The sequence below is a fragment of the Microbulbifer guangxiensis genome, assembly GCF_021729075.1.
Lineage (GTDB): Bacteria > Pseudomonadota > Gammaproteobacteria > Pseudomonadales > Cellvibrionaceae > Microbulbifer > Microbulbifer guangxiensis.
Map to the genome: position 1 here is coordinate 1 of NZ_JAJSAQ010000001.1, position 26,707 is coordinate 26,707.

Genomic DNA, 26,707 nt, shown 5'->3' on the forward strand with positions numbered 1-26,707 from the left:
ATGCAATGGTAAGAGACGGCACTTACTGGGGAGAGCGGGACGTCAAACTAGCAGCTTGACATCACAGTCGCTTGTTATGGCTCTCTGTGACGATGTATATAACAATTTGAGATGCAACAACCATAAGCTGAACTATGACCTCCCCTTCCGCGACTGTGTTACAAAATGAATACTGCCGACCATCAACATAGCGGCCTTGGTTATACAGATCCCAGACCCACAGCACTTCGCGCTCCAAAGCAAAACTCCATGGCTCCATATCCTTAACCGAAACCGCTATGCAAGCATCCTCTGGCGGCATACTTTTGATAGCAATTTCGTCCGTTTCCGGGATAGCCTCATGAAAGATACGGCCATTTTCGAATATGAGCTCCAAAGAAATTAGCATATTTGTAATGCCATCACCTTCTATAAAATGTCCAATAACATCTTTAAGGCTTCCGAATTCATTACATATAGTTTTAGGTTCCATCAGCTAGAGCCATAACAGTTTTATCGTGATCGTCAGGACGACTATCCCAGCGGCGCATATCGCAAAATAGATTTCCCGCCAGAGTGCGCCCAACCCCTTGATTCGTTAAGCCATTGTGAGATTACAGCGGCTTACAGTGCTGGTCCAAATGGTCTTGACGACCACTATCCCAAGATGGAGCCTCTAAGCTAACCGATTGACATTGAATCGCTTTTCGCGGGTTCTGATGGTCCCTGTGGAAATTGTGATCGTGATGATGGTAATTTCAGTGCGGTCCCGGTCATTTCATGATTTCTGGCAATAAGAACTCTATTTGGCCGACGGTGCAAATGCGTCATGAACCTGTACCAACTCCATGGCACGAGTTCGTTACTTTTATGCTTTTTTAAAGCAAAAAAAAGCCCTGCCGGTAAGGGCAGGGCTTTCGTTTCAGCTCAGGCTGGCGCTTAAATGCTCACTTCCTGAATCTCGGTCGCGGCGATCCGTCGGCCTTCTTCAGCGGACTTCTGGAACTCCTCGATCTGGTCGAAATTCATGTAGCGGTAGATCTCTGCCGCCATGGAGTTGATGTTTTTCGCGTACTCCTGGTACTCCTCCGGCGTGGGCAGTTTGCCGAGGATGGCGCCCACGGAAGCCAGCTCCGCAGAGGTCAGGTACACATTGGCACCGTCGCCCAGGCGGTTGGGGAAGTTGCGGGTGGAGGTGGACAGCACGGTGCTGTTCGGGGCCACGCGCGCCTGGTTACCCATACACAGGGAGCAGCCGGGCATTTCGGTGCGGGCACCGGCACGGCCGTAGATGTTGTAGTAACCCTCTTCCATCAGCTGGTGCTCGTCCATCTTGGTGGGCGGGGCGATCCACATGCGGGTCGGAACGCTGCCTTTCACCTGCTCCAGCAGTTTACCGGCGGCACGGAAGTGACCGATGTTGGTCATGCAAGAACCCAGGAACACCTCGTCCACCTTGTCGCCAGCCACTTCGGACAGCAGGCGGGCGTCGTCCGGGTCGTTCGGGGCGCAGACGATCGGCTCCTTGATATCGGCCAGGTCGATCTCGATCACCTCGGTGTACTCGGCGTCGGCATCGGCTTCCATCAGCTCCGGGTTGGCCAGCCACTCTTCCATGGCGCGCGCGCGACGTTCCAGGGTGCGCTTGGAGCCGTAACCCTCGGCGATCATCCAGCGCAGCAGGGTGATGTTGGAGCGCAGGTATTCGGCGATGGTCTCTTCAGACAGCTTGATGGTACAACCGGCAGCGGAGCGCTCGGCGGAGGCGTCGGACAGCTCGAACGCCTGCTCGACGGTCAGGTTGTCCAGGCCTTCGATCTCGAGAATGCGTCCAGAGAAGATGTTCTTCTTGCCTTTCTTCTCGACGGTCAGCAGGCCCTTCTGGATCGCGTAGTACGGGATCGCATGGACCAGGTCGCGCAGGGTGATGCCCGGCTGCATTTCGCCCTTGAAGCGCACCAGCACGGATTCCGGCATATCCAGCGGCATGACGCCGGTAGCTGCGGCAAACGCAACCAGGCCGGAGCCGGCCGGGAAGGAGATGCCCATCGGGAAGCGGGTGTGGGAGTCACCACCGGTGCCCACGGTGTCCGGCAGCAGCATGCGATTCAGCCAGCTGTGGATGATGCCGTCCGCCGGGCGCAGGGAAACGCCGCCGCGGTTCATGATGAAGTCCGGCAGTTTGTGCTGGGTGTCGATGTCCACCGGCTTCGGGTAAGCGGCGGTGTGACAGAAGGACTGCATCACCAGGTCAGCCTGGAAGCCGAGGCAGGCGAGGTCTTTCAGCTCGTCGCGGGTCATCGGACCAGTGGTGTCCTGCGAGCCAACGGTGGTCATCTTCGGCTCGCAGTAGGTGCCCGGGCGTACGCCCTCCATTCCGCAGGCCTTGCCGACCATCTTCTGGGCCAGGGTGTAACCCTTGCCGGTGTCATTCGGCTGTTCCGGCTTGCGGAACATGTCGGTGGGCTCCAGGCCAAGGGATTCGCGGGCCTTGTTGGTGAGGCCGCGGCCGACGATCAGGTTGATACGGCCACCAGCCTGGACTTCGTCCAGCAGCACCTCGGAGCGCAGTTCAAACTCGGACAGAACCTTGCCGTCTTCGGACAGGATCTTGCCATCGTAGGGGCGGATCTCGATGATGTCGCCCATGTTCAGGTCATCGACCGGGGCTTCAAAGACCAGTGCGCCGGCGTCTTCCATGGTGTTGTAGAAGATCGGTGCCACTTTGCCGCCGATACAGATACCACCGCCTTTCTTGTTCGGTACGCCCGGCATGTCTTCGCCGAAGTACCACAGTACGGAGTTGGTGGCGGATTTACGGGAAGAACCGGTACCAACCACGTCACCGACGAAGGCAACCGGCAGGCCCTTGGCCTTCACTTCTTCGATCTGCTTCAGCGGGCCGGTAACGCCGGGCTCTTCCGGCTCCAGGCCGTCGCGCTTCATCTTGTACATGGCCAGCGCGTGCAGGGGGATGTCCGGGCGGGACCAGGCATCCGGGGCAGGGGAGAGGTCGTCGGTGTTGGTTTCGCCGGTGACTTTGAACACGGCAACCTTGATGCTCTCGGGCACTTTCTTGCGCTTGGTGAACCACTCGGCCTCGGCCCAGGATTCGATCACGGCCTTGGCGTGCTCGTTGCCGGCCTTGGCTTTCTCTTCCACATCGTGGAAAGCATCGAACATCAGCAGGGTGCCTTTCAGCTGTTCGGCAGCCAGTTCAGCCAGCTTGCTGTCATCCAGCAGGTCGACGAGGGTGGCGATGTTGTAGCCGCCCAGCATCATGCCCAGCAGTTTGGTGGCGTGTTCGCGGTCGATCAGCGGGCTCTCGGCCTCGCCCTTGACGATGGCGGACAGGAAGCCGGCCTTGACGTAGGCAGCTTCGTCCACACCCGGCGGTACGCGGTGGGTCAGCAGTTCCACCAGTTCCTGTTCTTCGCCGGCGGGGGGATTCTTCAGGAGCTCTACCAGCCCGGCCACTTGTTCGGCATCTAGAGGCTTGGGTGGAATACCCTGTTCGGCGCGTTCTGCGACGTGTTTGCGATAGGCTTCAAGCACGGATAAGTCCCTCTTAGTATGTGGGGTGTAACCAACAGCTGGCGAAGTCACAGCCGGTTTTGCCGGCCAAACTTTTTTCCGTTTGTGGCCGCTGGAGGCGGGTGGCGAATTCTACAATAAAGGCCTAATGCTGTTAAGTTTATTGAAAAATCAATAACTTACGCGAATTGCCATTATTCGCCCGGTGAATTTTGGTCGAAAAACAGGCGCGGGCCTTTCCTTCAGAATGCAAACAAAATAGTCTAGCGCGCAACGGTTCCACACCGGTTTGCGGTTTCCCTGGCTGTCTCACAATTGGTCGCTTGATGTACAAGAAAGTCCGAACTCCCTGTATTGGCGTCTGCTCGACCGGCATCGGCGACGATGTTTGCCGCGGTTGCAAGCGGTTTGCCCATGAGGTGATCGACTGGAACGCCTACAGTGAGGATCAGCGCCGGATCATCGCCGAGCGTCGCGAGAGCTACCTGGCCAATGCCGTGCGCAGCCAGCTGGAGATTGTCGACCGCGACCTGCTGCTGGCCCAGCTGCGACACCAGCAGATTCGCTTTGACGAAGAGCAGAATCCCTACTGCTGGGTGTTTGAACTTTTGCGGGCCGGGGCCAGCCAGATCGAAAACACCCTCGACTATGGCTTGCGGCCCACCGCCCAGGCGCGCGGCGTCCCACTGGTGGAACTGCGGCGGCGCATCGACGAGGATTTCTACGGGCTGTCCGTGGCCTACTACCTGCGTTACGTGGCGCCCGGGTTGCGACGGGCGTGACCCAAGTCAGGGTCACACCCTGATGTGAGTTCTGGAGGCGATTCAAGCGAGGGACCGTGACCAACCAAGCTGAAAGCACTGTCCGCCGGGCCCTGCTGCTGGTGAACCCCGACAGTCGCCATGGCGCCGGGGCAGACCTTGATCGGGGGATGGATTCCCTCAGGGCTGCGGGCATGGAAGTGGAGCTGCTGGAATCTTCCGGCGCAGGCGCCGCTCGCCAGGCCATCCGTGATCGCCGCGAACATCTGGACCTGGTCATCCTGGCCGGTGGGGACGGCACCATCAGTTCCGTCGCCGGCACTCTGCTCGACTGCGAGCTCCCCTTCGCCATTCTGCCCCTCGGTACCGCCAATGACCTGGCGCGCTCCCTCGGCATCGAGGCTGATCTTCCCCGCGCATTCGAGTTGATCAGGGCTGGCCACCGCGAGCGCATCGATCTTGCCGAGGTCAACGGCCATTATTTTTTCAATGCTGCCAACCTGGGCCTCGGTACTAAGGTCACCGAAGAACTGGAGGATGAGGCCAAGGCTCGGCTGGGTGTGTTCGCCTACCTGAAAGCCGTCATCGCCGCGCTGACCCGCGCGGAGCAATTCAGGGTGGAGGCGGAGCTTGATGGAGAGTGCCATCGTTTTCGTTCCATCCAAGTGGCTGTGGGCAATGGCCGCTTCTATGGTGGCGGCAATGTGGTGGAGCGCGAGGCCCGTATCAATGACGGCAGGTTGTCACTCTACAGTCTGCGGCCCCAGCGCCTGTGGGAATTGCTCTCGCTGGCTCCGCTGCTGCGGCATGGCGAGCATCGGTTGGCGCGGCGCGTTTTCAATGCTGCCGGGCGGGAGATCCTTATCCGTACCCGGCCAACGGGCATGGCCGTACACGCCGATGGTGAGCCGGTGACGGAAACTCCGGCTATGTTCAAAGTCATTCCCGCTGCGCTGGAGGCCATCGTGCCCGCCGGCGCGCGGGTTCTGCAGGATCGGGAGAGCCGACAGTCATGAGTATTATCCGCAACGATACGCAGGTGGCACTGAATGACCTGCACGTGGCCCTGAAACATAGCGCCGATCATTACCGTGAAGCGGGGGAATTCCTCCAGGACGGGGAGGTGAGCGCGTTCTGCGAGCAAGCGGCAGCCGATCGCGACCAGTTGGCCGGGCTCGTCGAGCAGGTAATTCGAGAGAGCGGCCAGCTGCCATCGGTGCCGGACCAGGACAGGGAAACCGGGGAGCAGTTACTGGAGCGCCTGGAAAGCCTGTTTTCCGCCGACGAGACCCGGGAGGTCCTGCAGAACCGCCTCGATATCGAGCAGCAGCTGCTGGCTACCCTGGACGAGCCAGAAATGGCTGCACTGGATAAGCAGCACGCTGAGCTGAAGGCACGCTGCCGGAACAGTGTTACTGAGGCGATACGCTCGCTGAAACAGCGTATCGGCTGATCCTCGTCCGTGCAGTGGTCTCCGGGGTTTCTAAACGGAGTTATTCCCCGTGTCGCAAGTGCACCCGTAGCGCTGGCAGGAAGGGGGCACGATCCAGTGACAGGTCGCGCCTCTGGCGACGGCGCCCTTCGGGTGGTTCATGGCCCACCCTCGAATACTCAGGCAATTGCCGGCTTTCATCACTGACCACCAGCACCGGCATGGCTGCATAGCCCACCTGGTGGTAGCGCTCCCCCTCGTCCCCTCGGAATATTTCTGCCACCTGTAGGTTCGGGCGGCTCTGCACCTGCACCTGGCGCAGATTGTCGTGCTGGTTCCTGTGCAGGCCCGCCAGCAACTGGCGCTGGTACTGGATGCCGGGATCGACGCCCTGTGGATCCATCTGTACCAGCCTGCGTTCACACCAATCGACGCTCACCTTGCGGATCGACTTGCGCGCCTTGATCCAGCTGACCGCGAGGGCGTCGGGGCGCTCGGGGCAGAGCAGGATCTGGCGGTAGCACTGGCGCAGGTGAAGGCGCGGAGAACCGGCCTCGGCAAACAGGTCCCGCAGTCGCCGGTCCTGTTCGTGCGCGGGGCGCTTTTTCAGTGACTCGCGGAAAGCTTTCACGGCGCGGGCAAAGTTCAGCTTGGTCTCATTCAGGTGCGTGGCGAGGTCGATAGTTGCCGCCGGCACGCACAACAGGCCGGGTATCTGCAGCGTGTTGCGCGCGTCACTGCCCGCACCCTCGCCGTAGCTGAGACTTGAGAAGAGGGCGCCAGCCAGCGCAAATGGTCGCTCGAAGCTGCCCTCCAGTTGAAGGGCGGCATGGCGGGCAAACGACGGCTGCAGCAGGTAGTGCTCATAGGCGCGCCCGTCCTGTTCCAGTTGAGCGAGACTCCTGCGCAGGCTTTCAGCCGCACTGTGCAGATCCTGCAGAAGCGGCGGGATGCGTCGCGCCGCTTCTGCAGGCGGTACAGGGTTGTTCTCTTTTGGTTCAACCATGTCCTGTCCCTGTCGTCCGATTCAGTCTTTGGCCCAAGGGTAGAATATAACCGATTAATAAGTCGTTATCATATAGGTGAATTCACGAATAGTCACGGGCGGTGGTAAGAAAACAGTTGATCAAAGGGGAGGGTGTACCCGACAAACCCCGATACCGGGGCGGGGAGGGTGGCCCTATCATGGGGCGCATGAATCGCTCTGAATTCAAAGAGGGATTATTGCGGGTGATGGAGCGCCGCGTGCACTGGTCCGAGGCTGCCTTTGCCGCCGGGCAGGTGCCGCGGGATCGGCTGCATATCCTGCTCGAACAGGAATTTGCCAGCCATGTGAAGGATCTGTCCATTTTGCTCGGTCAGGCCTACGTCCAGTGCCCACTCCCCAGGGCGCGCAAGCTACTGGCAGAAGAACTGTACGAGCAGGATACCGGCGGACTCAGTGGCTCGGATGGCAATGCCGAGCTGTTCCTCGAGCTGGCTGCCGGCCTGGGACTCTCCACAGACCGCTTCCGCCACGTGACAATGCTGCCGCAGGCGGCAAGTTTTCATGAGCTTCTCCACGAGGCCTGCAGCCGTCACGGCTGGGAAGTGGGGGCGGCGGTGACGATGGTGTTCCTCGAGGGCAATGCTTATGCCCGTGCCGGTCTGGAACCGGGAGTTGCCGATGCACCGCGGGTGAGGCCGGTGGATCACCCGCTGGTCAGGTTCTACGGCTTGCCCCTGCAGAGCCTGGCCCTGACCCGGGCCCACCACGAACGTGACAAAACCCAGCGCAAGGCGGCCTGGCACCTGATGCTGGACTTCGTCGGTGAGGAAGCGCGGCCCCGGGTATTGCAGTGGATGGGGCAGGTGCTGCATGGCTGGCTGCATTATCGTGATGAACTGGCGGTCAAGATTGGCTTGTTGCCTGCAGGGGCAGCGCCCCAGGCTGGGCACTGGCGGCACTCGGCTTGAAGGGCGCGGGCGGTTATAATCCCGCGCCTGTTTTGCCGATGTACTGCCGCGCACCAGCGCCGTGAGCCCGTTATGAACCCAGCCGTGCCCGACCTTTCCGCTATTCATGAATTCCTGCTGTGCGCAACCCCGGATGCTTGGGTAGAAGCGGCACTGGAAGAGCCGGAGCTGATGCTGATCGATCACGCCAATTGCGAGAAGAAGGCGGCCGGCACGGCACTGAATCTTATGTTCCGCTATCTCGATGACTTTGAGCTTCTGAACAAGATGTCACGGCTGGCCCGCGAGGAACTGCGTCATTTCGAGCAGGTGCTGGCGATCATGGAAAAACGCGGTATCCGCTACCCCCACGTCAGCGCGTCACGCTACGCCGCCGGATTGCGCGAGCAGGTCCGTGGTGCCGAACCGGGCCGCCTGGTGGATACCCTGATCTGCGGGGCGATCATCGAGGCCCGCTCCTGTGAGCGCTTTGCCCGCATTGCCCCGCACCTCGATGAGGAGCTGCAGAAGTTCTATCTCTCGCTGCTGAAATCGGAGGCACGACATTTCCGTGATTATCTCGCGCTGGCAGAGAAGGCTGCCGGTGAGGATATTTCTGCGCGGGTGCAGGAATTGCTGGAGGTGGAGCGGGGGCTGGTGGAAAACCCGGACAGTGAATTCCGTTTCCACAGTGGCGCACCTGAGGCAACCGCTTAGGAGGTCTTCCGGTTTTCGTGTGCAGGTTTCCGGCGACTAACTATCGGACCGGTCGACCTTGGCCAGCAGGTCGACGAAATCCTGCAGTTCCAGCGGGTTGCGGTAATCCACCGAGTATTTGTTGTGAAAGAAGACGGTGAGCTGCACCCGCCCGTCGCTGATGAATACCGTGTAGCCGTCGAAGTCGGTGCTGCACGTCAGGCCGCGGTAATGCCAGCCGTCATCCCGCTTTTCTCCCTCCCTGGTGGCCTTGTCGAATACGCGCAGGGCCTGTTTGACGTCAATCTTGTGTTCTTTTTCCACGGATTTTCCTGCTGCTGGGTGCGCTAAGCTTATCTTTCCCGTCCGCCTGCCAGCTTAGCGCACATGAAGGATTCCCTCGACACACCACCGCCCACAGAGCCGACCCCGCTTTTTGATGGGCTGGCCTATGCTGGCGTGCTTCCCTTCGTGCTCGGGCTCTGGTTGCAGTGGCGGGGGGACGCGATTTTTGGCATTGAGGGGCACTTTCTTTTTGCCGCCTACAGTGCCTGCATCCTCAGTTTTCTCGGCGGTATCTGGTGGGCGGGGGCCCTCAACCGTCCTGACCATCCGCGCCGGCTGTCGCTGGTCCTGCAGAGTAACGGTGTGGCACTGGTCGCCTGGCTCGGGCTGCTACTGGCATCGAGTGCCTGGGGGCTGGTGCTGCTGGCGTTCGGGTTCGGTTACGTGCGCTGGGAGGAGGCCCGGTTGAACCCCAATGCCCGCCGGTTACGCAACTACTTCCGCACCCGCAGCCGTGTCAGTTACCTGGTCATCTTCTGTCACCTGCTGATGGTACTGCTGCTGGTGTGGCAGGGTGGAGGCGACTAGATTTTGCAGGTGCGATGGCTTGTATCCGTCCACCAGAAACCCGGCAAGGAGAGCCCATGAGCGAGAGTATTTCCAGTGAGGCCCGTGAGCAGCTGTTCACCAGTGCCCGCACCCACAGCCACTGGCAGGACAGGCCGGTCAGCGATGAAACCCTGCAGCAACTCTATGACCTGATGCGCATGGGCCCCACCAGCGCCAATTGCTGCCCCGCCCGCATTCTGTTCCTGCGCAGTAAAGCGGCCAAGGAACGCCTGCGGCCTGCGCTGAACGAAGGCAACATAGACAAGACCATGGCAGCGCCGGTGACGGCCATCGTCGCCCACGACATGAAATTTTATGACTACCTGCCACAGCTGTTCCCTCACGCGCCGGCCAAAGACTGGTTCAAGGATGATGCCGAACTGGCCGCGACAACGGCATTCCGCAACGGGTCATTGCAAGGGGGGTATTTCATTCTCGCCGCTCGCGCGGTCGGCCTCGACTGTGGACCCATGTCGGGGTTCGACAATGACATGGTGGACCGGGAGTTCTTCGGCCAAGACAGCGATCGCGCCGCGTTCCAGCAGGAGCACTGCACCAGCGGCCATATCAAGTCGAACTTCCTCTGCAACCTGGGCTACGGCAGGCCGGACATGCTGCATCCGCGCAGTCCGCGGTTCGAGTTCGGTGAGGTCTGCAAGGTAATCTGAAGGGAAGACCGCGGAAACCCGAGTCGGCAGCCAGGGGCTTTCAGGCAGTCGCGGAAAGGGGGGCGGTAGTTTGAGCTTTCAGGGCCCCGCAGTGGTGAGTGTGTTGGCCGGCGTCTCCAGGGCTTCGACAGCGGTAACCACGGAATAGGGCGTCAGCTCGCGCAGAATGTCATCCATTTCCAGCAGCTGCCAGCAGATAGAGGCTCCGGGTGCCGGTCCCTCTCCGCGCAGGAATTTTCTCGCCAGGGCTGCCGCCGGCGCGGCCGGTATCCACGGTCCATCCCCGTTGAGGCCGAGGATCTGCCACTGCCTGGCCAGCGCTTGCCCCGCCTTGTCCTCCCCGGAAATACGTACCTGCATGCCCCCGTGAGGCGAACCACCGGGCCAGCGCGCGGCGAGTTTGTGGCCGAGTGTCGCGAACCAGGAGCCGGTCGATGGCAGGCGTAGGCGCGACAGGTGGGCGCAGGCGGCGAGTCCCAGCTGCAGGGTGCGGGGCTGCACGCCGGTGCCGAAGCGCATATCGGACAGGCTGCGCTGTGCCCGTGGCCACAGTTCCAGGTCCGGCACATCGAAGTCGCAGACCCAGCGCTCGCCGATCGGGTGTGAGAGCTGCACCCGGCGCAGGTGATTGCCGGCAAAGGTTTCGTGCCACTGGCCGTTGCGCAGGATAGGGAAGTTCTCGCCCAGGGACTCGAAACCCGCGCGCACCATGGCCAGGCCCCGCTCGGTACGGTGGCCGGGGGCGATCTCGATGCTGGCGCGGTCGATGCGGGCAAATGCGGGAGCCAGGCCTGCCAGGGCGGCTGAGCTCAGGGCCGGCAGGGTGCTGGCGCCGGATACCAGCGGCACGCCGGCAGCCTCCGCCGCCGGATTGAGCCGGGGGAAGTCGCAGACAAATCGCCGCCCATCGGCGATATCCAGGTAGGGGGTGCGGGCATCGATGCAAGCCTGGGCGACGCGGTAGTCCTGCTCCTGGAACGGGCCTGCACAATGGATCAGCAGGTCCAGGTGCAGGGCCTTCAGCTGCGCCGCCAGGTTGATGGAATCGCGCTCCAGGCGCAGGCCCTCGGCCAGGTTCGGCAGCCGGGCGGCGAGCAGGTCGGCGCGGAATTTGTCGCGACCGGCAATGATCAGCTGGATCTCGGCGTCGTTGGAGAGTAGTTGCGCGATTCGGGCACCCAGGCTGCCGTAGCCGCCGAGGATGAGCACGCGCTTTCTGTAATTCCTGACCATATCCGCTGCCCCTGTCTGTCGGCTCATTCCCTGCAGGGGAGGATATCAGGAAGCGATCGGCCAGTGGATCAGCTCGAGGTTTTTGTCATCGGCGCGGATACACCAGCCTTCTTTACCCCAGTCGCCAAGGACGATGCGCTCGGCCTCCTCACCGTCGACTGTCAGGGTGTGGCGGGCAGGGCGGTGGGTATGGCCGTGTATGAGGGTGTGCACGCCGTGGTTACGCATGGCTTTTTCCACCTCCTCCGGCGTCACGTCCATGATGTCCTCGGCCTTGCGACTGTTCATGGACTTGGAGACGGCGCGGATCTGTGCGGCGATCTGGCGACGCTCGTCCAGCGGCTTGGCCAGCAGTGCGGCCTGCCACTGCGGGTCGCGGGCCTGCTGGCGGAACGCCATGTATTCGGCATCCCGGGTGCAGAGACTATCCCCGTGCATCAGCATTACCCTGCGTCCGCCGAGAGTGACCAGGCTCGGGTCCTGCAGCAGCACGGCGCCGGCCCGATGCGCGAAGTCCTCCCCCAGGAGGAAATCCCGGTTGCCATGCATCAGGTAGAGCTCGGCACCGGTGTCGCTGTAGCGGCTCAGTTCTTCGGCCACTTCGCGGGCATAGGGGGAGTCATCGTCATCGCCAACCCACACCTCGAAGAAGTCACCGAGGATATACAGCGCCTCGGCGCCTGCGGCTCTGGTGCGCAGGAATTCGTAGAAAGCCGCCGTGATCGCCGGGCGGCTTTCGTCCAGGTGCAGGTCGGAGATGAGGTAGGCAGTCAAAGCCGGGCCTTACTTGTCCGCGTAGGCGTCGGAGATGGTCACGCTGGTGATCTCGATGGTCTCCAGCGGAACGTCCTGGTGGAAGCCCTTGCTGCCGGTCTTGACGCTCTTGATCTTGTTGACCACGTCCATGCCGTCGACCACCTTGCCGAACACGCAGTAGCCCCAGCCCTGGGCGTCCTTGCTGCGGAAGTTCAGGAAGTCGTTGTCCTTCACGTTGATGAAGAACTGCGAGCTGGCGGAGTGCGGATCCATGGTGCGGGCCATGGCCAGGGTGCCGGTGTCGTTCTTGAGGCCGTTGTCGGCTTCATTCTCGATCGGCTCGCGGGTGGCTTTCTGCTCCATGTCCGGGGTCATGCCGCCGCCCTGGACCATGAAGTTGTCGATCACCCGGTGAAAGATGGTGCCGGTGTAGAAGTCGTCGCGGCAGTACTGCAGGAAGTTCGCAGCAGTTTTCGGCGCCTTGTCAAAATCGAGTTCGATGGCGATATCGCCGTGGGTGGTGTGCAGGGTGATCATAAAACATCCTAAAGGTTCAACTCGGCGGGCATCATACCCTGTCACCGGGCGGGATCAAAAGAACCGGATCGGTCACGGGCTGTCTGTACAAAAAATGCTCGACGCGAAATTCCACGGCGGTCATCGCGCTGTCAACCGGTGTTCTGCAGCGCAACTGCGCTATAATCCGCCGCTTAACCAGACCCACGGGATGGCAGGAACCACTTCCATTCCACGCCGCAGCTGTATGTAGAGAATCTTATGACATCCGAGAGCAAACCCGCTCACTTTCTGCAGAACATCATTCGCGAAGATCTGGCCGAGGGCCGGGTGTCCCAGGTGGTGACCCGCTTCCCGCCGGAGCCCAATGGCTACCTGCACATCGGTCACGCCAAGTCCATCTGCCTGAATTTTGGTCTCGCCAGAGAGTTCGGGGGCACCTGCAACCTGCGCTTTGACGACACCAACCCGGCCAAGGAAGAAGAGGAATACGTAGCATCCATCAAGCAGGATGTCTCCTGGCTCGGGTTTGAGTGGGCCGATGGCGCCAAGTACACCTCGGATTACTTCGACCAGCTCCATGAGTGGGCGCTGCACCTGATCCGCGAGGGCAAGGCCTATGTCTGCCACCTGAACCCGGAGCAGGCCCGCGAGCACCGCGGCACCCTGACCGAACCGGGCAAGAACAGCCCTTACCGGGACCGCTCCGTCGAGGAAAACCTGGCGCTGTTCGAGCAGATGAAGAATGGCGAAATGGCAGAGGGTGAGTGCAGCCTGCGCGCCAAGATCGACATGGCCGCGCCGAACATCAACCTGCGCGACCCGGTGATCTACCGCATCAAGAAGATGGCCCATCACCAGACCGGTGATAAATGGTGTGTCTACCCCAGCTACGACTTCGCTCACGGCCAGTCGGATGCCATCGAGGGTATCAGCCATTCCATCTGTACCCTGGAGTTCGAGGACCACAAGCCGCTGTACGACTGGTTCATCGAGAACCTGCCGGTGCCGGCCCGCCCGCGCCAGTATGAGTTTGCGCGCCTGAACCTGAATTACACCGTGGTCTCCAAGCGCAAGCTGAAGCAGCTGGTCGACGAGAAACACGTGGACGGCTGGGACGACCCGCGCATGCCGACCATCTCCGGCCTGCGCCGCCGCGGCGTGACGCCTGCAGCGATCCGCAATTTCTGCGAGATGATCGGGGTCACCCGGTCTGACTCAGTGGTGGATGTGGGCATGCTGGAATACTGCATCCGCGACGACCTGGACAAGAATGCGCCGCGCGCCATGTGCGTGATCGAGCCGCTCAAGGTGACCCTGACCAACTACCCGGAAGGTCAGAAGGAGATGCTGAGTGCCCCGGGTCACCCGGTGCGCGAGGACCTGCCGGCCCGCGAGCTGCCGTTTACACGCACTGTGTACATCGAGCAGGAGGACTTCCGCGAGGAGGCCAACAAGAAGTACAAGCGCCTGGTGCTCGGCAAGAAGGTACGGCTGCGTAACGCCTACGTGATTCAGGCCGAGGAAGTGGTGAAGAACGAGGCCGGTGAAATCGTCGAAGTGCTCTGTTCCGTTGACCTGGATACCCTGGGCAAGGATCCTGCCGATGGCGTCAAGCCAAAGGGTGTCATTCACTGGGTATCCGCCGACGACAACGTGGACTGCGAAGTGCGCCTGTACGATCGCCTGTTCGATCACCCGGCACCGGATGCCGGTGGCAGGAACTTCCTCGATCACGTCAACCCGGAAAACCTCAAGGTGCTGACCGGCTGCAAGGCGGAAATCGGCCTGGCGAAGGCGGAACCGGAGCAGGGTTACCAGTTCGAGCGCAACGGGTATTTCTGCCGCGACAACAAGTACGGCAGCGCCGAGAAGCCGGTCTTCAACCGCACCATCGGCCTGCGGGACTCCTGGGCCAAAGAGCAGAACAAGTAAGCGGGCGAAAAAAAAAGTGGCTGGAGACCATGGCCCACAGTGGTATCTGGATCCCGGATCAAGTCCGGGATGACGATAGAGGGTGTCGCGTTGTCGTGTCATTGCGGCGCGGGGTTGGCCGAGCCCTCCATCGTCATTCCGGCGCAGGCCGGAATCCAGCACCACAGGGCTACCAAAGCCCGCAGTGGTACCTGGATCCCGGATCAAGTCCGGGATGACGGTAGGGGGGCGCCGCCGCGTCATTGCGGCGCGGGGTTAACCGAGCGCCGCCATCGTCATTCCGGCGCAGGCCGGAATCCAGCACCACAGGGCTACCAAAGCCCGCAGTGGTAACTGGATCCCGGATCAAGTCCGGGATGACGATAGAGGGGATTTCGTTGTCGCGTCATTGCGGCGCGGGGTTGACCGAGCGCCGCCATCGTCATTCCGGCGCAGGCCGGAATCCACTACCCACAGGGCTATCATGGCCCGCAGTGGTACCTGGATCCCGGATCAAGTCCGGGATGACGGTAGGGGGGCGCCGTCGCGTCATTGCGGCGCGGGGTTAACCGAGCGCCGCCATCGTCATTCCGGCGCAGGCCGGAATCCAGCACCCACAGGGCCACCATGGCCCGGAGTGGTACCTGGATCACGGATCGAGTCCGGGATGAAGATAGAGGGGATTTCGTTGTCGCGTCATTGCGGCGCGGGGTTAACCGAGCCCTCCATCGTCATTCCGGCGCAGGCCGGAATCCAGCACCACAGGGCTAACAAAGCCCGGAGTGGTACCTGGAACCCGGATCGAGTCCGGGATGAAGATACAGGGGATTTCGTTGTCGCGTCATTGCGGCGCGGGGTTGGCCGAGTGCCTCCATCGTCATTCCGGCGCAGGCCGGAATCCAGCAGCCATAGGGCCACCATAGCCCGCAGTGGTAGCTGGATCCCGGATCGAGTCCGGGATGACGATAGAGAGGATTTCGTTGTCGCGTCATTGCGGCGCGGGGTTGGCCGAGCGTCCCCATCGTCATTCCGGCGAAGGCCGGAATCCAGAACCGCTCAGCGCGCTGGACAGTCAGAAACGCATTAAAACGCAAACGGATTTTATGGCACTACAGATTTACAACACTTTCTCCGGAGAGAAAGAACCGTTCAAACCACTGGTGAAAGACCGGGTGCGCATGTATGTGTGTGGTCCCACGGTGTACAACCGGGTGCACATCGGTAATGCGCGGCCGGCGGTAGTGTTCGATACCCTTTACCGGTTGCTGAAGCGCAACTACAGCGACGTGGTGTATGCGCGCAACATCACCGATATCGACGACAAGATCATGAAGGCCGCCCGCGACCAGGGCGAGGATATCGGCACCCTGTCTGCCCGTTTCTCCCAGGCGTATTTCGAGGATATGGCGGCGCTCAATAATCTCGAGCCCGACATCATTCCCTACGCCACCCAGCACCTGCCGGAAATGATCGCCATGATCGAGCGGCTGCTGGACAAAGGTCATGCATACGCGGCGGAGGGCCATGTGCTGTTCGCCGTGGATTCCATGCCGGACTACGGCAAGCTGTCCAAGCGTTCCCTCGATGACATGCTGGCCGGTGCGCGGGTGGAAGTCGCCCCCTACAAGAAATACGCCGGTGACTTCGTGCTGTGGAAACCCTCTAAAGATGACGAGCCGGGTTGGGACAGCCCCTGGGGTCGTGGCCGTCCGGGCTGGCACCTGGAGTGCTCGGCCATGATCAAGAAGCACCTGGGGGAGACCATCGACATCCACGGCGGTGGTCGCGACCTGACCTTCCCGCACCACGAAAACGAGCGTGCCCAGAGCTGCTGCGCCAACGGCACCGACTTCGTGCGCTATTGGATGCACAACGGTTATGTGAATATTGATGGCGAGAAGATGTCCAAGTCCCTGGGCAACTTCCGCATGGTCAACGACCTGCTGCAGCAGTACCCGGGAGAGGTGCTGCGCTTCGCCCTGCTGAGCGCGCACTACCGTTCCGAGCTGAACTTCAGCGCCGACCTGCTCGACCAGGCCTGGCGCAGCCTCGACACCCTGTACGGTTTCCTGCGCGATGTGGAGGATGTGACCGCGGCAGAGTCGGATCTCGACGGCAGTGCTTTTCTGGCCGCGCTGGAGGATGACCTGAACACCCCGGTGGCCATCAGCGAGCTACACCAGATGGCCAAGGAACTGAACCGCACGGACGAGTCGGACAAGCCCCAGCAAAAAGGCCTGTTGCTGGCAGCAGGCGAGATGCTCGGTATCCTGCAGCAGGATCCGGAAGCCTGGTTCAAGCAGGCACGGGGTGGCGATGCGACCATCTCCGAGGAAGAAATCGAGACGCTGATCGCCGAGCGTCAGCAGAGCAAGAAAGACCGGAACTATGCCCGTGCCGACGAGATCCGCGAGGAGTTGAAGGCCAAGGGGGTAGTGCTGGAAGATAGTCGCGAGGGCACCAAGTGGCGACGCGAGTAGCGTCGTCACTGGCGGTACCCGGTTCGCAACGCCGAACATCAACAAAGAATAACTTCATCAAGAAAAGACCAAGACCATGAAACAGTTTCTCGTTCTCTGCATTTCTGCACTTCTCGTTACCAGTTTGGCGGGCTGCGGTCCCAAGCGTGGCTCCGATGCCTGGTGCAAGAAGATGGACGAAATGCCCAAGGGCAAGTGGACCCTGGAAGACGCCGGTGACTACACCAAGTACTGTGTCCTGAACCAGAAGCCGGACGAAAAATAAGCGGAAGTCTGCGGTTGTTTTTCGCCGACCATTACCAGCATTTCTTTCGTCCCCTCACCGGCAAATACCGTGAGCAGGTCGTTGAGTGCCTGCGCCTGCTGTATGAGCGTCTGTATACCGCCAAGGCGGATTATGGCGAGTCACTGGCGCGGGAGCAGATCCTCGAGATTTTCAGCGAGGCGCTCACCCGTGCGCCGCAGCTGGACAGCGACGACGCAGAGGACATAAGCGGACAGAAGGTGGCCGGTGCCCGGGAGCACCGCTTCCGCAATCTGCGCGAGCAGGCGGTCTGGGTCCTCAACAGCCTGGTGGAATACGGCTGGCTGGAAAAGCAGGTGGACAGCGCCACACTGGCGGCCACCTTCCCATTCAGCCGTCGCGGGCGCCTGTTTACCCAGCCGCTGGTGGAGCTGAACAGCACCCGCGTGCGCACCCGCCACCGCAATACCCGCAATACCCTCAATGCGCTGGAAGCCTTTGCCAGCCGCGGCGAAATCCACGACCTGATCGACGCCTGGGAATACTCCGAGCGTATCGTCGCCGATTTTACCGACATGATTGCCGAGCTCGAGGAGCGCAAGCGGGAACTGGTGCGGGAAGTCGAGGCCCAGCTGCTGGTGCAGCAGGCCACCGACGAGTTCTTCTCCTTTATGGAGAGTCGCTTCCAGCCGGACCTGGCGATCCGCCTCTCCGCGGACAGTGTGGAAAAACACCGTGACGCCATCGGCCGGGTCATTGCGCGCATCCGCCGCAAGGACAAGAGCCAGAAGGCAGAGTGGGAGCGACGGTTGCGCCAGCTGTTGCCAGAACTGGTGGAAGAGGGCCGTTCACTGCTTTGGTGGATGCTCGACACCATCGAGGACCGCATGCGCCGCGCCTGTGAAGTGAAACTGCCGGCACTGCGACATGCGCTGCACGGTTTCACCAAGCGCGCCGACATCATCATCCGCCAGCTCAGCTACCTGCACAGCCAGTCCCAGGGTGCCTTCACCGACCTGTGCCAGCAGCTGGGGGACAATCCGCAGCGGGACGAGATGCTTACCCGCCTGGGCCAGCAACTTGGTAGTTTCCAGCTGCGCCTGTGCGACCCGAAGCAGACCCAGTTGTGGCAGCGCCAGCGGCGCCAGCCGGTGAATACCCGTATGGAGGAAGAACAGCCCCTGGCGGAAGACAGCCGCCGCGAGATCGTGCTGCAGCAGCTGCTCGACCAGGCCTTCAACTTCAACTCCGGCGATCTCCGCAGTTATCTGCAACAGGCTCTTGGCAGCGGCCGCCGTATCAGCAGCCGCGACCTGCCGCTGGACAATGCCCGTGACCTGCTCGCCATGAGCCATGCCCTCGAAGCGGCAGCGGTAAGCCAGGATGGTGGTCCACGGGTGGTGGTGGAGTTTACCGGCGAAACCGCCAGCAATGATTTTTTTGACCAATTCGACGAATACTACCTCGAGCTGAAAGACAGTGATTGAACAGGCCTTGGAAGAAGCACTGGCGCAGTGCCAGGTGACACGCGGGGAATTCTCCGAGCTGCTGGTGCGCCTGATGGATTACGGCGTGATCTGCCGCGATGAGAGTCAGGTGGAGGCGACCCTCTACGACCGCTTCCAGCGCTGTGAAGCGCTGATCCGTGAGTGGTTGTCCCCCCTCGGCCTGCGGCTACAGCATGACAGCCGTTTCCAGTTCATCCGCCTGTATCCGCCGGGCGCGGAAGTGCCGGCGATGCCGGACCAGGAGGAACCACATCACGGTGGTTTCCGGTCCCGGCTCACCCAGCAGGAAGTGGCGGCGATCCTGGTGCTGCGGGTCGAATACGATAAAGCCCTGCGTGAAGGACAGGTGGACGACTCTGGCTGCGTCACCCTCTCTCTGGAGGCGCTGGAACTGGGCCTCCGCAACCTGCTGAAAATGTCCCTGCCGGACCGCATGGCAGAGCGCCGTTCGCTACTGAAGAAACTGCGCCAGTTGCGTCTGGTGCAGTTTGCCGGCGAAGAAACCGAGACACTGGCGGAGATCTGGCTGCGGGTGCGCCCGACCATTGCGCACTTTGTCAGTGACAGCGTGCTGCAACAGGTGCTGGAAGAGGGCACAGCCGGCGTTGACGAAGCCGTCGGCGACGGCAAGACCAGAGAAAACAGCGAGCGCATCACGCCCGGCAACAGTGAGCACAGTCTCTTTGTGGCCGACAGTGAAGGTAGTGATTCCGGCGATGAGCTGGTTGTTGCAGAGGGGGAGGCCGATTGTGTTTCTTAAAAAGCTGATCCTGATCAACTGGGGCAACATCCCCCAGCTCGAATACGACTTCGGGCCCATCAACCTGTTTTCCGGTGGTAATGGCTCCGGCAAGACTACGGCGGCGGATGCCATCCAGACCCTGATGACCGCCGCCCACGATACCCTCTTCACCTTCAACCCGGGCCAGGACGAGACCACCCAGCGCGGCCGTGGTGGCAAGCAGGTGCGGACGCTCGCTTCCTATGTGCTGGGTTGTGACGACGGCAGCTACGCGCGACTGGATCCCACCGACTGCTATATCGCCGGGGTTTTCCATCCCACCAGCGGCGAGGACAGCGATCCCTTTACGGCGGTCATGGCAATCCGCGCCCACCTGGACGCCAGCAGCAAGCCGGCCCAGGCGCGTCAGGACGACCTGAAGTTTTTCCTGTTCCCGGGCGAGCAGCTGGCGATGGGCGACTTTGTCCGCGAATACAAGGACGGTCGCCACCTGCTGCCGCTGGACAAGTTCTATTCCGTGCTGGCCAAACAGTTCGAGAAAGTTGAGCAGTACGACAAGAAAAAGGCCTACCTGCGCCGCCTCTACGGTGCCCTGCGGGGGCGTCGCGATGCGGTGCCGGACCGGGAGGCCATGCACGCCGCGCGGACTTTTGCCAACTTCATGGCCTACAAGCCGGTAAAGAGCATCAATGATTTCGTCGCCCAGGAAGTGCTGGAAAAGCGCGACCTCGGCGAAGCCATCCGCTCGGTTTCCGAGCTGATGAAAACCATCCATGCCATGGAGCTGGAGGCGCGGCAGATCGTCGACCGCGTCTCTGCCCTGGAGCAGATCGGCCAATCGGCTTCTCTGTACCGGGAGCAGTGGCTGCAGCTGCGGGTGCAGGAATACCTGCAGGCGCGCCATCGGCAAATGCGGGTGCAGAAAACCTATCTCGCCGGCAAGCAGAACCAGCAGCAACTGCGGGCATCCCTGGAGGAAAACGCCCGTGAGGCACAGTTGGCCACCACCCGCAGTGACGAACTCGGTCGCCAGCTGGTGGAGCTACAGGCACAGCGGCTGGGGATCGACGCCCTGCGTAATAAGGATGAGCTGGAGCAGCGGATCAGCCGCGCACACCGGGAGCTGTCCGCACAGGGCGGCCCGCTTTCTGCCGCCCAGGACCAGTGGCAGCGCAACCGGGATGCGGCGGCGAAACTGATCGAGCTGCTGCAGGGCTCTGCCGCTGAACTGGAAATACCCGGGCTGCGGGACAAGGGGCTGGTACAGGCTGTCCGGCAGGTGGCCAGGGAAGACGAGCTGCCGGATCTGCACAAGCTGCTGGGCAAAGACTGGATCGACTTGAGCGCGCTGGATCCGTTGCGCGAGCGGGCCGCGGCGACCGAGCAGCTGCACAGCCGCCTGGCTCGCCAGCTGTTCAGCACGGGCGGCAGCGACGACAGTCTCTCCCTGCGGGAGCAGATCGCCCAGCAGGTTTCCCGCTGGGAACTGAAAGCGCAGCAGGTGCAGAAACAGCTGCACGCTCAGGAGAACCGTATCCACCACCTGCAGGCCAACCGCGTGCGCTATCCCCAGTCAGTGGAGCAGGCGGTGGCGGCGATCCGTGAGCAGTGCCCGGCGGCGGAACCGCGGGTCCTTTGCGATTACGTCGAGGTATTGGACGATCGCTGGCAGATGACGATTGAGGGTTATCTCGGTGGGGCCCGATTTGCAATTCTCGTCGAGCCGGAGCACGAAGCCGCGGCGATCCGCATCGTGCGTAACCTGCCGGGCCGCAGCAGCCGGGCGCGGGTGATTCAGGGTGATAAGGCACGCCGGGATGCGGAACGCGCGACCATCCCGCAGGGCTCGATCGTCGAGCTGATGTCCTTCACTCACAAAACAGCCGAGTATTATCTGCGCGCTTCCTACGGCTCCGTGCAACAGGTAGCCGACGAAGAAGCACTGCGCCAGACCCGCCGTGGCCTAACCGCGGAAGGGGTGGCCAGTGGCAACTACAGTATGTGGCGCTGCGATATCGACGACGGCGAGCTGGTCTTCGGCCAGGGAGCCCGCGCCCGGGCACTGGCGGCACAGCAGCGAGCGTTGGAGCAGCTGCTGGCCGAGGCGGCGCAGGTCAATGAGCAGTACCAGCTGTTCCGTCGCGTCGCGTCCGCCATCCGCGACCTGCAGGAACTGTCCCTGGTCCCGGTGGTGGATGCGGCACTGGCCGCCCAGCGCGAGTGGCGCAGTGCCGAGCAGGCCCTGGACAACCTGGATCTTGCCGACAGCGAGCACCTGGAAGCACAGGTCGCGGAACTGAGCGATCAGCTGCAAGCCCAGCAGAAACAGCAGTCGGGCCTGCAGCACGATGCCGGCAAGCTGGAGCGGGACCTGGAGAATACCGGCAAGCAGCTGAAGGCGCTTTCCGCCGAGCTGGATGGGCTGGATGATGGGCTCTCCGATTGCGAAGCCGCAGTCAGGCGGATCGCGCAGATCACGCCGGACTACGATGCCGAGCAGATCCTCCAGCAGGCGGACGAGCAGGTCGAGCGCGCCGGTGACAACTTCGATTTCGGTGCGGAGCTGGAGGAGTGGCAGGGCCGCCTGGAAAAGTATTGCCGTCAGCTGGACCGTGCAGTGATGGAATACAACGCGGACACCACCACCGGCGATACGCTCGCATTCGAGCCGGATCTCACTGCGGGCCACGACGAGCGCCTGTTCCGGCTGGTCTGTGGCCTGTATGACCAGGTAGAGGCGCTGCGTAATCGACTCAAGAACAACCTGCTGGTGGATCGCCACGAACAGTTGCTCGGCCTGAAGAAGTCCTTCAACACCACCTTTGTTACGCACCTGTGCCATGCGATCTACCAGTCCATCAATGACGGCAAGCAGGTGCTGGATGACCTCAACGGGGAGCTGGAGCACCATCGCTTTGGCGCGGACCGCGAGCGGTTCCGCTTCGCCTACCGCTGGGTACCCGAGTTCAAGGAATACTGGGACTTCTTCCGCGCGGTGATCGAACTGCCCAACCTGGGGGAAGAGCAGAGTCTCTTTGACGCCGATCTGGATCCACGCCACCAGAAAGTGCGCGACCGGCTGCTGAACATGCTGCTGAGCGAAGACGAGCAGGTGGCTCGGCGGGAGCTGGACCGGATCAGCGACTACCGCAATTACCGCAACTATGAGATCTACAAGGAGCCGGAGGGCAAGGAGCCCATTGCCCTGAGCCAGTACGGCACCGGTTCCGGCGGCCAGCTGGAGACGCCGGCCTATATCATCCGCTCGGCGGCGGTCACCTCCGCGTTCCGTTTCAATGAGGGCAGCAGCCACCTGCAGATGGTGCTGGTGGACGAGGCCTTCTCGAAAATGGACGAGACCCGCTCCAAGGAAGTGATCCGCTACCTGACCGAAACTCTGGGCCTGCAGCTGTTGTTCATCATGCCCAGCAGCAAGTCTGGCCCGTTCATGGACCTGATTTCAAACCAGTTTGTGTTCAGCAAGTGCCCGTCGGCGACGCCGGTGGGGCAGTTGAACACCCGGGTCTATGTGGATCGCAAGGTCTGCAACCGGGAACGCATTGCGGAACTCTGGGCCAACCACCGCCGCACGATTCGCCAGCAGGCGTCGCTGGACTTTATGGAACTGGTGGAGGGGGAGCCGGCCTAGGGCCTGCTCCCCAAAGATCAGTCAGAAACCCATCAGTACCGTGTTGCTGAGTTGGGTGGCGGCAATGCCCGTCCTGGGGCATTGCCCTGGTTCTTACCCTCGCTGCTTTGCCAGCACCCTGGATGAGTCGGTTAATGGCCAAGATGCCTCGAACTTGCCAAGTGTGTGGTTGATCGGGGACTATACGAATAATTTTTGGTATTACTCCCTGTGTAATGAAACCTGGCCATTTAGCGGTTCGTGCCGACGGCAAATAACCCTCTGGAGAGACCATGCGTCTGTTTTCGATTCTCGTCATTTTCGTGATTGCCTTTGGCGGTGCTGCGGTCCTGTACGAGCAGGAGAGCCGCAAGGTCAAAGGGGTGCTGACCCAGATTACCGAGCTGCAGGCGGAGCTCGGCGACCTTCAGGCTGAGGTCAACAAGCTGCGCGGCGAGCTGGAGGCGGCCAGGCTGGCGGAGCGCCGTCGTCCCGGGCTCAAGGAGATGGCAGCCAGCCCGCGCCGGGCCGAGCCTACGCAAACGGTCACAGCCAGAAGGGATGAAACCGAAACCCGGCAGAGTCGGGCATTGATTGCCTCTGACGTGACCACTGCGCCGCCGGCAATCCGTCGTGACGCAGAGGGTGAGGAAGATCCCGAGTGGAACCGGCCCACTGTCGACGCCGAGGAATATCGCCGTGAATCCGCGGCCGAGAATGATGCGGCGAAGGCCGTCGATCCCTATCAGTAAGCTCTGCCAGTAAGGCCGGCCGGGTCACGTAAGAGGGAAAGTCGGCGTCTCTGCCGGCCCTTGAATCTCCCTGCGCTGCCCCCATCTTCGCGTCTGGCCCTGCTGCCCCAAGGGCAGTCTTTACTCCCAGCATCCTTGCCGGGTTGGCAACCAACTACCAGCCAGAACAGAATTCGGAATTTTCACATGTCCTCCAGTGATTTCTATTCCTCCCTCAATGCCCAGTTGGCGGGCCTGCTCTCTGAAGAGCGCGACTGGCTGGCCAACACCGCCAACGCCAGTGCACTGCTGTTCATGGAACTGGCGGACATCAATTGGGCCGGGTTTTACTTTCTCTGCGGCGATGAACTGCGCCTTGGGCCGTTCCAGGGTAAGCCGGCCTGCACACGCATCCCGGTGGGCGCCGGAGTCTGTGGCACGGCGGTCGCTACCGGCGAGGCGCAGCTGGTCGAGGATGTGCACCAGTTCCCCGGACACATTGCCTGCGATGCCGTGTCAGCGTCCGAGGTGGTGATCCCCCTGTACGATGGTGACCGCTGTCTTGGCGTGCTGGATATCGACAGTCCGTCGGTGGCACGCTTCACGGAGGAGGACCTGGCGGGGCTGCGCGGCTTTGCCGAAGTGCTCCTGCAAAACAGCGATCTCTCCGGCGCCTGATGGCGCTGGTCTGGCAGCTGCAAGCCGGCGACACCCGTTACGAGGTGCGCCGGCATGGTGCCAGTGTCCGCCTGTACAGCAATGGCGTTTTCCACTCCCAGTGGAATGAACGCGATCCGCTGAAGGGCTCCCTCTGGGAGCTGCTTTTCCTGCCCACCTTTTTCCTGCCCCCTGAACGTGTCCGCTCGGTGCTGCTGCTCGGTGTCGGTGGCGGTGCCTTGATTCGCCTGCTGCAGCGCTTCGTGGCCCCGGATATGGTGATGGGTGTCGACCTGGATCCGGTCCACCTGGCGGTGGCAAGGGATCATTTTGGCGTACGAAGCACCGAGCTGGTCTGCGCTGATGCCCGCACTTTTGTAGCGGAATACCTGCAGGATCCCCGCAGGCCGGGATTTGACCTGGTCATCGACGATCTGTTCGGTCATGGCAGCGGCGAGGCCGAGCGAGCGGTGATTGCAGATAAAGCCTGGTGCCAGCAGCTGCTGCAGCTGGCCCGGGGTAGTGACGGAACGGGCGAGCGGCCGGGAGTCATCATCGCCAACTTTGGCAGCCGCAGTGAACTGCTCGGCAGTGCCTGGCGCTCTGCGGACATCCGTGAGCAACTTGGTGGCAACTGGACCGCCCAGCTGCCCGGCTACGAAAACTGCGTGCTGGCGGCGAGTGCCGGTCCACTGGAGCGTCGCCAGCTGCTCCAGCGGGCTCCGGCCGCGATCAATCCATCCAGCTCCAGCTGTCGACTTGTCAGTCAGCTCCGCAGGCTGCGGTGCTAGGGTTTATTGGCGGCTATTCAGTCCCCGTGCCTATACTGAATGGGAGGTATTTCTTTTCGGGGCAGCTGCATGCGCTACAAAACAGTCGGCGACGTCATTCAAGAGGACAAGGCGTTTCACGCCCAGTTGGCAAAGCAGTACGGGGAATACGAACAGCTGGTCTCCGACCAGCGCATCGAACTGTTACTGGACCAGCTGCATCGCCGGGAAGAGGCGATGGCCCACACCCTCGACAACCTGCTCCACGATGTGAAGCCGGGCGCCCTCAGGACCTGGGTGCAGTTTGCACCGGAGGGGCGTGAGCCGGAATTCCTGCAGCGGCTGCGCAATGTCGACCTGAACGACCTGGACGAAATCGCCAAACTGGCGATGGATATCGAGGTCTATCTGGCGGACCACTACCGGGATCTGTTACTGGATGCGGATACCCCTTCTGCCCGGGATACCTTCGAGAGGCTGCTGGAGCTGGAGCAGCTCGAAGAGCACACACTGTCGATGAACCTGTTCAACTTGCGGGATTATTGATTCCCGATTCTCGAAGGTGCTATGTGACTCTGGCCACGCCTGGTGTTCAGGCTTGCGGACCTTCGAGACGGTAGACGCAGAATCCCTTTTCTCGCAGCAATTGCTTCGCTCCGCCGAAATAGGGCTCGGCCTTCCTGGTCAGGGGAATAAATTCGTTGACCACAAAGAGCGCCGAGCCACTCTTTTTCAATAGCCTGGCGGCATTGCGAAGAAAGCGGCTGGTCAGGTCCCCTTCGACTTGAAAGCCCTGGTGAAAGGGCGGGTTGCAGATCAGCCAGTCCGCGATGTTATCCCCCAGTTCCGTGCCGGCATCCGACGGTACGACCGTGCCCCGAACCTCTCTCTGGTGAAAATTCTCGCGGCAGGCGATCAGCGCAGCGGCGTTGTTGTCTGTCGCGGTGAAGTGGAAGTCGCCCAGGGTTGCCAGCTGCGTACTCAGGTAGCCGTAGCCACAGCCGAGGTCTACCACATTGCTGCTATCCGCCGGTCGGTGTTCTGCAAAGGTGCCTGCCAGCAGGGCACTGCCAGTATCGATCTTGTTCCAGCCAAACAGCCCGGGTTTGCTCAGCAGTCCGCCGAGTTTTTCCAGCGGCCGCAGCTCCGGGTAATTGTCCTCGTCGAGTTGTTTTTCCGGTGCGGGCTTACTGTGGAGCGGATTGAGGCTCAGGTATTCATTACCGTGTTTCTGCAGGTTTTTCTCGGAGTCGAAACAGCTGGCAACCTTCGCTGCATAGGTCTTGATGCCGCTCTGCTTGCCACCCAGTAACGCCAGCTCCCCACCAATGCCCAGCGCCTGGTGGCATTCGTTGACCACATGGTGGACGACCGCCTTCTCCTTGGATACCGGGTAGACGATACGGCGATAATGGCGTTCGGCTTCCTCGAGGCGAAAATCATTGAAAAAACTGCGCCGCACTTTGCCTTCCGCCAGCCGGGCAATATCCCAGCGGTTGCTGAGCAGGTCGCCATCAAAGGAAAAACCGGATTGCAGCAGCGGTTTGCTGTTCTCGTCGGCGATCCAGAGGGTCTCCGACGGGTTTTCCAGCAGCAGTTGTTGGAGGAGGGTGGACATGGAAATTTCCG

25 protein-coding genes are annotated in these 26,707 nt (G+C 61.5%); 17 read left to right on the forward strand and 8 right to left on the reverse strand.

The window, feature by feature from the left end; genetic code table 11:
* Window positions 1-61: 61 nt before the first annotated feature.
* Together LVD12_RS00005 and acnB are read right to left on the reverse strand one after the other, a co-directional pair.
* Window positions 62-472 (reverse strand): DUF6334 family protein, encoded by a 411-nt coding sequence (locus LVD12_RS00005; protein ID WP_237064668.1) that lies wholly within the window; start codon window positions 470-472, stop codon window positions 62-64.
* A 446-nt stretch (window positions 473-918) separates the two neighbouring features.
* Window positions 919-3,534 carry a bifunctional aconitate hydratase 2/2-methylisocitrate dehydratase gene (gene acnB / locus LVD12_RS00010; RefSeq protein WP_237064669.1) on the reverse strand — a complete coding sequence of 872 codons (2,616 nt, stop codon included), beginning with the start codon at window positions 3,532-3,534 and terminating at the stop codon, window positions 919-921.
* A 305-nt stretch (window positions 3,535-3,839) separates the two neighbouring features.
* Between acnB and LVD12_RS00015 the strand changes: the two genes are divergently transcribed.
* Genes LVD12_RS00015 through LVD12_RS00025 form a run of 3 tightly spaced genes read left to right on the forward strand, consistent with a single transcriptional unit; the run spans window position 3,840 to window position 5,727 of the window.
* Complete coding sequence (locus tag LVD12_RS00015) at window positions 3,840-4,295, forward strand: DUF1289 domain-containing protein (protein WP_237064670.1); 456 nt, start codon at window positions 3,840-3,842, stop codon at window positions 4,293-4,295.
* Window positions 4,296-4,351: 56 nt separating this feature from the next.
* Window positions 4,352-5,290 (forward strand): lipid kinase, encoded by a 939-nt coding sequence (locus LVD12_RS00020; protein ID WP_237064672.1) that lies wholly within the window; start codon window positions 4,352-4,354, stop codon window positions 5,288-5,290.
* Window positions 5,287-5,727 carry a hypothetical protein gene (locus LVD12_RS00025; protein WP_237064674.1) on the forward strand — a complete coding sequence of 147 codons (441 nt, stop codon included), beginning with the start codon at window positions 5,287-5,289 and terminating at the stop codon, window positions 5,725-5,727. The genes LVD12_RS00020 and LVD12_RS00025 overlap by 4 nt, the downstream gene beginning before the upstream one ends.
* Before the next feature lie 40 nt (window positions 5,728-5,767).
* Here the strand turns inward: LVD12_RS00025 and LVD12_RS00030 are convergent, their stop codons facing one another.
* Window positions 5,768-6,712 carry a hypothetical protein gene (locus tag LVD12_RS00030; RefSeq protein ID WP_237064676.1) on the reverse strand — a complete coding sequence of 315 codons (945 nt, stop codon included), beginning with the start codon at window positions 6,710-6,712 and terminating at the stop codon, window positions 5,768-5,770.
* Window positions 6,713-6,891: 179 nt separating this feature from the next.
* Between LVD12_RS00030 and LVD12_RS00035 the strand changes: the two genes are divergently transcribed.
* Window positions 6,892-7,662, forward strand: a complete 771-nt coding sequence (locus LVD12_RS00035; protein WP_237064677.1) for an iron-containing redox enzyme family protein — start codon at window positions 6,892-6,894, stop codon at window positions 7,660-7,662.
* Between the two features lie 72 nt (window positions 7,663-7,734).
* The gene (locus LVD12_RS00040) at window positions 7,735-8,358 is read left to right on the forward strand and encodes a MiaE family protein (protein ID WP_237064678.1); all 624 of its coding nucleotides are present in this window, start codon (window positions 7,735-7,737) and stop codon (window positions 8,356-8,358) included.
* A gap of 36 nt (window positions 8,359-8,394) precedes the next feature.
* On the opposite strand, the gene LVD12_RS00045 is transcribed toward LVD12_RS00040, so the two are convergent.
* The gene (locus tag LVD12_RS00045; protein ID WP_237064679.1) at window positions 8,395-8,661 is read right to left on the reverse strand and encodes a DUF3081 family protein; all 267 of its coding nucleotides are present in this window, start codon (window positions 8,659-8,661) and stop codon (window positions 8,395-8,397) included.
* A gap of 63 nt (window positions 8,662-8,724) precedes the next feature.
* On the opposite strand from LVD12_RS00045, the gene LVD12_RS00050 reads away from it, so the two are divergent.
* Window positions 8,725-9,210, forward strand: a complete 486-nt coding sequence (locus LVD12_RS00050) for a DUF3429 domain-containing protein (protein WP_237064680.1) — start codon at window positions 8,725-8,727, stop codon at window positions 9,208-9,210.
* A gap of 56 nt (window positions 9,211-9,266) precedes the next feature.
* A complete protein-coding gene (locus LVD12_RS00055) occupies window positions 9,267-9,899 on the forward strand; it encodes a malonic semialdehyde reductase (RefSeq protein WP_237064681.1) in 633 nt (210 codons plus the stop codon).
* Between the two features lie 78 nt (window positions 9,900-9,977).
* Here the strand turns inward: LVD12_RS00055 and LVD12_RS00060 are convergent, their stop codons facing one another.
* The 3 genes from LVD12_RS00060 to LVD12_RS00070 are packed head-to-tail and all read right to left on the reverse strand — an operon-like array spanning window position 9,978 to window position 12,425.
* Window positions 9,978-11,132 carry a saccharopine dehydrogenase NADP-binding domain-containing protein gene (locus LVD12_RS00060; protein WP_237064682.1) on the reverse strand — a complete coding sequence of 385 codons (1,155 nt, stop codon included), beginning with the start codon at window positions 11,130-11,132 and terminating at the stop codon, window positions 9,978-9,980.
* 45 nt (window positions 11,133-11,177) lie between these two features.
* Window positions 11,178-11,906 (reverse strand): UDP-2,3-diacylglucosamine diphosphatase, encoded by a 729-nt coding sequence (locus LVD12_RS00065; RefSeq protein WP_237064683.1) that lies wholly within the window; start codon window positions 11,904-11,906, stop codon window positions 11,178-11,180.
* 9 nt (window positions 11,907-11,915) lie between these two features.
* Window positions 11,916-12,425 (reverse strand): peptidylprolyl isomerase, encoded by a 510-nt coding sequence (locus LVD12_RS00070; protein WP_237064685.1) that lies wholly within the window; start codon window positions 12,423-12,425, stop codon window positions 11,916-11,918.
* Between the two features lie 240 nt (window positions 12,426-12,665).
* Here LVD12_RS00070 and LVD12_RS00075 point away from each other — a divergent pair, with 240 nt between their 5' ends.
* The 10 genes from LVD12_RS00075 (at window position 12,666) to LVD12_RS00120 (ending at window position 25,624) form a co-directional block, all read left to right on the forward strand.
* On the forward strand, window positions 12,666-14,339 hold the full coding sequence (locus tag LVD12_RS00075; RefSeq protein ID WP_237064687.1) for a glutamine--tRNA ligase/YqeY domain fusion protein: 1,674 nt from the start codon (window positions 12,666-12,668) through the stop codon (window positions 14,337-14,339).
* A gap of 1,082 nt (window positions 14,340-15,421) precedes the next feature.
* A complete protein-coding gene (gene cysS, locus LVD12_RS00080) occupies window positions 15,422-16,798 on the forward strand; it encodes a cysteine--tRNA ligase (protein ID WP_237064689.1) in 1,377 nt (458 codons plus the stop codon).
* A gap of 76 nt (window positions 16,799-16,874) precedes the next feature.
* Entirely contained in the window at window positions 16,875-17,063 is a 189-nt protein-coding gene (locus LVD12_RS00085; protein WP_237064690.1) for a DUF3012 domain-containing protein, read from the forward strand.
* A 14-nt stretch (window positions 17,064-17,077) separates the two neighbouring features.
* On the forward strand, window positions 17,078-18,529 hold the full coding sequence (locus LVD12_RS00090; protein WP_237064691.1) for a Wadjet anti-phage system protein JetA family protein: 1,452 nt from the start codon (window positions 17,078-17,080) through the stop codon (window positions 18,527-18,529).
* On the forward strand, window positions 18,522-19,310 hold the full coding sequence (locus tag LVD12_RS00095) for a DUF4194 domain-containing protein (RefSeq protein ID WP_237064692.1): 789 nt from the start codon (window positions 18,522-18,524) through the stop codon (window positions 19,308-19,310). Before LVD12_RS00090 ends, LVD12_RS00095 begins: the two co-directional genes overlap by 8 nt.
* On the forward strand, window positions 19,300-22,941 hold the full coding sequence (locus tag LVD12_RS00100) for an ATP-binding protein (RefSeq protein ID WP_237064693.1): 3,642 nt from the start codon (window positions 19,300-19,302) through the stop codon (window positions 22,939-22,941). The genes LVD12_RS00095 and LVD12_RS00100 overlap by 11 nt, the downstream gene beginning before the upstream one ends.
* 272 nt (window positions 22,942-23,213) lie before the next feature.
* Window positions 23,214-23,672: a hypothetical protein gene (locus LVD12_RS00105; RefSeq protein ID WP_237064694.1), complete on the forward strand. Its 459-nt coding sequence runs from the start codon at window positions 23,214-23,216 to the stop codon at window positions 23,670-23,672.
* A 186-nt stretch (window positions 23,673-23,858) separates the two neighbouring features.
* Window positions 23,859-24,329: a free L-methionine (R)-S-oxide reductase MsrC gene (locus LVD12_RS00110; protein ID WP_237064695.1), complete on the forward strand. Its 471-nt coding sequence runs from the start codon at window positions 23,859-23,861 to the stop codon at window positions 24,327-24,329.
* Window positions 24,329-25,099: a class I SAM-dependent methyltransferase gene (locus LVD12_RS00115; protein WP_237064697.1), complete on the forward strand. Its 771-nt coding sequence runs from the start codon at window positions 24,329-24,331 to the stop codon at window positions 25,097-25,099. Before LVD12_RS00110 ends, LVD12_RS00115 begins: the two co-directional genes overlap by 1 nt.
* Before the next feature lie 69 nt (window positions 25,100-25,168).
* The gene (locus LVD12_RS00120) at window positions 25,169-25,624 is read left to right on the forward strand and encodes a hypothetical protein (RefSeq protein ID WP_237064699.1); all 456 of its coding nucleotides are present in this window, start codon (window positions 25,169-25,171) and stop codon (window positions 25,622-25,624) included.
* 46 nt (window positions 25,625-25,670) lie between these two features.
* Here LVD12_RS00120 and LVD12_RS00125 read toward each other — a convergent pair whose 3' ends face one another.
* A complete protein-coding gene (locus LVD12_RS00125) occupies window positions 25,671-26,696 on the reverse strand; it encodes a class I SAM-dependent methyltransferase (protein WP_237064700.1) in 1,026 nt (341 codons plus the stop codon).
* Between the last annotated feature and the right edge of the window lie 11 nt (window positions 26,697-26,707).

Excerpts from the sequence above, each read along its gene's own strand:
- LVD12_RS00125 (WP_237064700.1), bottom strand. The coding sequence starts at position 26,696 with ATGTCCACCCTCCTCCAACAACTGCTGCTGGAAAACCCGTCGGAGACC.
- LVD12_RS00070 (WP_237064685.1), bottom strand. The coding sequence starts at position 12,425 with ATGATCACCCTGCACACCACCCACGGCGATATCGCCATCGAACTCGAT.
- LVD12_RS00075 (WP_237064687.1), top strand. The coding sequence starts at position 12,666 with ATGACATCCGAGAGCAAACCCGCTCACTTTCTGCAGAACATCATTCGC.
- LVD12_RS00030 (WP_237064676.1), bottom strand. The coding sequence starts at position 6,712 with ATGGTTGAACCAAAAGAGAACAACCCTGTACCGCCTGCAGAAGCGGCG.
- LVD12_RS00025 (WP_237064674.1), top strand. The coding sequence starts at position 5,287 with ATGAGTATTATCCGCAACGATACGCAGGTGGCACTGAATGACCTGCAC.
- LVD12_RS00055 (WP_237064681.1), top strand. The coding sequence starts at position 9,267 with ATGAGCGAGAGTATTTCCAGTGAGGCCCGTGAGCAGCTGTTCACCAGT.
- LVD12_RS00040 (WP_237064678.1), top strand. The coding sequence starts at position 7,735 with ATGAACCCAGCCGTGCCCGACCTTTCCGCTATTCATGAATTCCTGCTG.
- LVD12_RS00060 (WP_237064682.1), bottom strand. The coding sequence starts at position 11,132 with ATGGTCAGGAATTACAGAAAGCGCGTGCTCATCCTCGGCGGCTACGGC.
- LVD12_RS00015 (WP_237064670.1), top strand. The coding sequence starts at position 3,840 with ATGTACAAGAAAGTCCGAACTCCCTGTATTGGCGTCTGCTCGACCGGC.
- LVD12_RS00105 (WP_237064694.1), top strand. The coding sequence starts at position 23,214 with ATGCGTCTGTTTTCGATTCTCGTCATTTTCGTGATTGCCTTTGGCGGT.
- LVD12_RS00050 (WP_237064680.1), top strand. The coding sequence starts at position 8,725 with ATGAAGGATTCCCTCGACACACCACCGCCCACAGAGCCGACCCCGCTT.
- LVD12_RS00120 (WP_237064699.1), top strand. The coding sequence starts at position 25,169 with ATGCGCTACAAAACAGTCGGCGACGTCATTCAAGAGGACAAGGCGTTT.
- LVD12_RS00110 (WP_237064695.1), top strand. The coding sequence starts at position 23,859 with ATGTCCTCCAGTGATTTCTATTCCTCCCTCAATGCCCAGTTGGCGGGC.
- LVD12_RS00085 (WP_237064690.1), top strand. The coding sequence starts at position 16,875 with ATGAAACAGTTTCTCGTTCTCTGCATTTCTGCACTTCTCGTTACCAGT.
- LVD12_RS00005 (WP_237064668.1), bottom strand. The coding sequence starts at position 472 with ATGGAACCTAAAACTATATGTAATGAATTCGGAAGCCTTAAAGATGTT.
- LVD12_RS00035 (WP_237064677.1), top strand. The coding sequence starts at position 6,892 with ATGGGGCGCATGAATCGCTCTGAATTCAAAGAGGGATTATTGCGGGTG.
- LVD12_RS00115 (WP_237064697.1), top strand. The coding sequence starts at position 24,329 with ATGGCGCTGGTCTGGCAGCTGCAAGCCGGCGACACCCGTTACGAGGTG.
- cysS (WP_237064689.1), top strand. The coding sequence starts at position 15,422 with ATGGCACTACAGATTTACAACACTTTCTCCGGAGAGAAAGAACCGTTC.